At 66.7% G+C, this 3,925-nt stretch carries 5 protein-coding genes; 1 reads left to right on the top strand and 4 read right to left on the bottom strand.

Annotated elements, in window-relative coordinates; translation table 11 throughout:
- Window positions 1–380: 380 nt before the first annotated feature.
- The 4 genes from VGV06_04755 to VGV06_04740 form a co-directional block, all read right to left on the bottom strand.
- Complete coding sequence (locus tag VGV06_04755) at window positions 381–1,076, bottom strand: VIT1/CCC1 transporter family protein (protein ID HEV2054469.1); 696 nt, start codon at window positions 1,074–1,076, stop codon at window positions 381–383.
- Window positions 1,077–1,311: 235 nt separating this feature from the next.
- Window positions 1,312–1,914, bottom strand: coding sequence for a VOC family protein (locus VGV06_04750; protein ID HEV2054468.1), 603 nt, complete (start codon window positions 1,912–1,914; stop codon window positions 1,312–1,314).
- A gap of 189 nt (window positions 1,915–2,103) precedes the next feature.
- Window positions 2,104–3,072: a 2-hydroxyacid dehydrogenase gene (locus VGV06_04745; GenBank protein ID HEV2054467.1), complete on the bottom strand. Its 969-nt coding sequence runs from the start codon at window positions 3,070–3,072 to the stop codon at window positions 2,104–2,106.
- A 29-nt stretch (window positions 3,073–3,101) separates the two neighbouring features.
- Window positions 3,102–3,443, bottom strand: a complete 342-nt coding sequence (locus tag VGV06_04740) for a hypothetical protein (protein HEV2054466.1) — start codon at window positions 3,441–3,443, stop codon at window positions 3,102–3,104.
- 122 nt (window positions 3,444–3,565) lie between these two features.
- On the opposite strand from VGV06_04740, the gene VGV06_04735 reads away from it, so the two are divergent.
- On the top strand, window positions 3,566–3,925 hold a 360-nt coding region (locus VGV06_04735), incomplete at its 3' end, for an LLM class flavin-dependent oxidoreductase (protein ID HEV2054465.1).

The following is a 3,925-nucleotide window of genomic DNA, read 5'->3' as shown; positions in this document are numbered from 1 at the left end:
TGGAGCTCCGCGAGGAGCGCGTCGATGGGGCCGTGTGGCGCCGTCACGGCGAACGGCGCTCCTGCATTGTGATCACTGCGATGTCCAGTCGCCCACCTCCGGCATGTTCGTCGCCGTGTCTGGCGATGACTCCTTGTGCTTAATGAGCGTGTTGAGGCGCATCTGCGTGACGTACGCCGTCCATACGCCGGGGCTGGATACGCGCGTGGAATCGCGGGCGTCAGTCCGTCAAGAAGCGCAGGGGAAGAGGATAGCCAACACGAACGACATCCGGAGGTGGTCGCCGCTCCCTTGGTGACCCCCTCGGTCCCTGTCACCGTGACGTAACCTGTCAGACTCGGACGCCGCCCTCCCCAGGAGCCCGATAGCACAGGAGGGATCTACGCAATCAGCTTCGCAATCGCAAACGCCGCCGCGGCCGCCAGCCCTCCTACGACCGCCGTCTGCCAGGCACTGCGGAAGGGTCTTTTGCCCGTGAAGGTGCCCTTCACGTACCCGAAGACCAGCAACGCGAGCACTGTCACCACCACGGATACGACGAGCGCGGTCCCCATACTGCGCAGGACGAAGTACGGGGCCAGTGGCACGAGACCGCCGACGATGTACGAGCCCGCGATTGTCACCGCGCTCGTTCGGGCCCGCGCCGGGTCCGGCTTGTCCAGTCCGAGCTCAAACTTCATCATGAACTCGATCCAGCGGCGACGGTCGCTCCGAATGGCCTGGGCGACACTCGTGACGGTTGTCTCCGGCAGCCCGTACGAGCGAAAGATGCTCGCAACCTCCTCCATCTCGACCTCTGGAACGTCGAATGTCTCCCGCTTCTCTCGCCCGTACTCCGAGACATAGTGCTCTGCGTCCGTCCGGGCAGCCAGATACCCTCCGAGACCCATCGCGATCGCCCCGGCCGCGACCTCGGCCAGGCCGGCCGTAATCACGATGCCGGTCGACTCCACCACGCCTGACAGGCCGGCGGCCAGGGCAAAGGGCACGGTCAACCCGTCCGACATCCCGATGACAATGTCCCGGATCTTCTCCGAGGAGGTGAAGTGCGTCTCGACGTGCGGTGTCTGTGGCATCCCGTCTCCCCTCGTAGCCCTAGTGAACACGCATGACCGCCCCAGCTTGCGAGGACGCTGTTCGGCCTCCGACGCAACGAGAATGCCAGAGCGAGCACGCCAGGCCGCTGGAATCTTGGCCACCCGAGCCGCTCGTTCGGGTGAGGCCACACACCCTGTGCCAAGGAAGGCCCGAGGCAGACCCCGGGGGAAGACCCTCGGGCGAGGCGGGCCATGACTGACAATGGAGGTTATGTTATCTACGCTCTCGGCCGAACACGGGATTGTCCACCGTATCGATCATGGTCTCCTCACCTTCGGTCGGCAGCCGCTCCGCGAAGTTCTGAGCCGCATCGATGTCACCGTGCCAGATCTCCCGCGGCAACTCGTAGAGCACCTCGATGCCGTAGCCGTCGGGGTCCGAGATGTAGGCGCTGTGGGTCATGCCATGGTTGATGCGGAGATGAAACCGCACGCCTTTGCTTCGAAGGAACGCGAGCTGCTTGAGCCACGACTCCCGGTCCGGCCAGGCGATCGCCACGTGGTTCATCCCGATGCGAGATGGGGTAAGGCTCCAGGACTCGGGATCCGGGCCAGGCCCCGCCGATGTCGGGACTTCCATCAACGCGAGGTCATGGTGGGTCACGTCTCCATCGCGCAGCCCGCTGTAGAACCGCATCTTCATGGGAGGCCGGCCGGGCCTGGGTTTGAGCTCGGCGACCTGGCGGAAGCCCATGATCTCGGTCCAGAATCGGTGAGACTCCTCCAGGTTGCGTACGTTCAGGACGAGGTGGTTGACACCGACCGGTGGCTGGGCCTCTTTCGGTGCGGGCGGAGTGCTGCTGTCCTGGCTCGACATGGTGTCCTCCTTGGGTTCCACATGAGGATCGGGCTCCTGAGCGCTAGGGCAAGAATAACCCAGCGACAGTCGCGCCCGACGCGCCGTTTAAGTTTCTCAGGGCCTGCGGGCGGCACCCCCGACGACTGGAGCCGCCCGCCTCACGCGCCCGGCATGTCGAGAGGTCGAGCTGGCCTGCTCCGCGCGGTCTTAGGCGAGCTCCGGGATGACCCAGCGCGGTTTGTCGCCGGCGGCGACGCGCTGGATGTTGTCGAAGCCGTTGCGGAAGCGCGCGGTCCAGTTCTCCCAGGTCGGCCCGGCCGAGTGCGGCGTGAGCGTGACGTTCGGCAGCGCGAAGAGTGGATGGCTCGGCTTGGGAGGCTCCTCGACGAACACGTCGAGCCCGGCGCCTGCGATCTGTCCCTGCGTGAGCGCGCGATGCAGCGCGTCTTCGTCCACCACGGGCCCGCGGCAGGTGTTGATGACGATCGCGCTCCGCTTCATCATCCCGAGCTCGCGCGCTCCGAGAAGCCTGCGCGTCGAGTCCGTCAGCGGCACGTGGAGGCTCACGACGTCCGAGGTGCGCAGGAGCTCTTCGAGGAGGACGAAGCGGGCGCCTATGGCGTCCTCCTGGTCCTCGGTGAGGCGGGCGATGTCGTAGTACTGGACGGCCATGTCGAACGCCGCCGCCCGGCGGGCGACCTTCTTGCCGATGTTGCCGAGGCCGACGATGCCGAGCGTCTTGCCCGCCAGCTCGTAGATGCGCGACTCGGCCGGGTTGCCCGCGCGCCACTTCCCCGCTACGACGTCGTTGTGGAAGCGGACGACCCGCTTCAGGACGGCCAGCATGAGCATGATCGTGTGCTCGGCCACGGCGATGGCGTTGGCGCCGCCGTTGTTCGCGACGGGCACCTTCGCCTTCCGGGCCGCTTCGATATCGACGTGGTCGTACCCCGCGCTGATGAGCTGGACCAGCCGCATTTTCGTCGCCGACCGGAAGAACTCGCCGCCCATCTGGCGCGCGAGACCAAGGTAGAACTCTGCCGTGGGGGCCGCCTCGTAGAACTCGGGCGTGCCGGGTTCCGCCACCACCAGCTCGAAGCCGGGCGGCGTCAGGCTCCGCGCGATCTCCATGACCGCGTCGGCCTGCTTGGGTGCGAAGAGGATCTTGGTCGCCATGGGGGTCTCCTTGCTCACTGCTGCTGGGGTCACTGCTGCTGCAGCGGGATCGTGGCCGTCAGGCAGGGCTGGGTCCCGTGGACCTTCGTGGTATGCCCCTGCCCCGTCGTGTCTTCGACCAGCCGCGCGTCGCCGGCGCCGAAGAGGTGCTTGGAGCCGTCCCCCAATCCGATCTCGAGCTGGCCGGACAGGATGATGACGAACTGGCGCCGCGGGGCCGGATGCCAGTCGAGGAAGCGCCCAACCGGGTCTTCGCGGAACGAGATTTGCGTCGTCGCCAGGCCCTTGCCCCAGTCGGGGGTCTTGTCGAGCGCGATCGGCTCGACGCGGGACTTGCCGTCGGCGCCCGTGTACAGTCGGAACAGTGCCATCGTTGCCTCCCCGTCTCGTGGTGGAAAACCTCGTAGTGGAAAACGACGGGATAGTAGCACGCGGCGGGGGCCCTGAAACGCACCTTGAACACCGGGGGCCCCCGCGCTACTCTTGCCCCCCTATGCACTTCGGCGTCTTCATCGAGGAGCTGCGGCCCGGAGTCAGCGAGGCCGACGCGTTCCGCGAAAGCTTCGAGACCGTGGACGCCGCCGAGGCGCTGGGGTACGACTGCGTGTGGCTCGGCGAGATCCACTTCAACCCGTCCCGCTCGGTGATCTCGGCGTCGCTCCAGGTCGCCAGCGCGATCGCCACGCGGACGAAGCGCCTGCGCGTGGGGACTGCCGTCACCGTGCTACCCCTGAACCATCCGCTCCGCATCGCCGAAGAGATCGCGACCGTGGATCACATCAGCGAGGGCCGCTTCGAGTTCGGGATCGGCCGCAGCGGCGTCGTGCGCTCCTACGATACGTACGGCGTGTCG

This window comes from Candidatus Methylomirabilota bacterium (genome assembly GCA_035936835.1).
Taxonomy (GTDB): Bacteria; Methylomirabilota; Methylomirabilia; order Rokubacteriales; family CSP1-6; genus AR37.
This window is presented reverse-complemented; position numbering and strand designations above follow the sequence as displayed.

Excerpts from the sequence above, each read along its gene's own strand:
- VGV06_04755 (HEV2054469.1), bottom strand. The coding sequence starts at position 1,076 with ATGCCACAGACACCGCACGTCGAGACGCACTTCACCTCCTCGGAGAAG.
- VGV06_04745 (HEV2054467.1), bottom strand. The coding sequence starts at position 3,072 with ATGGCGACCAAGATCCTCTTCGCACCCAAGCAGGCCGACGCGGTCATG.
- VGV06_04740 (HEV2054466.1), bottom strand. The coding sequence starts at position 3,443 with ATGGCACTGTTCCGACTGTACACGGGCGCCGACGGCAAGTCCCGCGTC.
- VGV06_04750 (HEV2054468.1), bottom strand. The coding sequence starts at position 1,914 with ATGTCGAGCCAGGACAGCAGCACTCCGCCCGCACCGAAAGAGGCCCAG.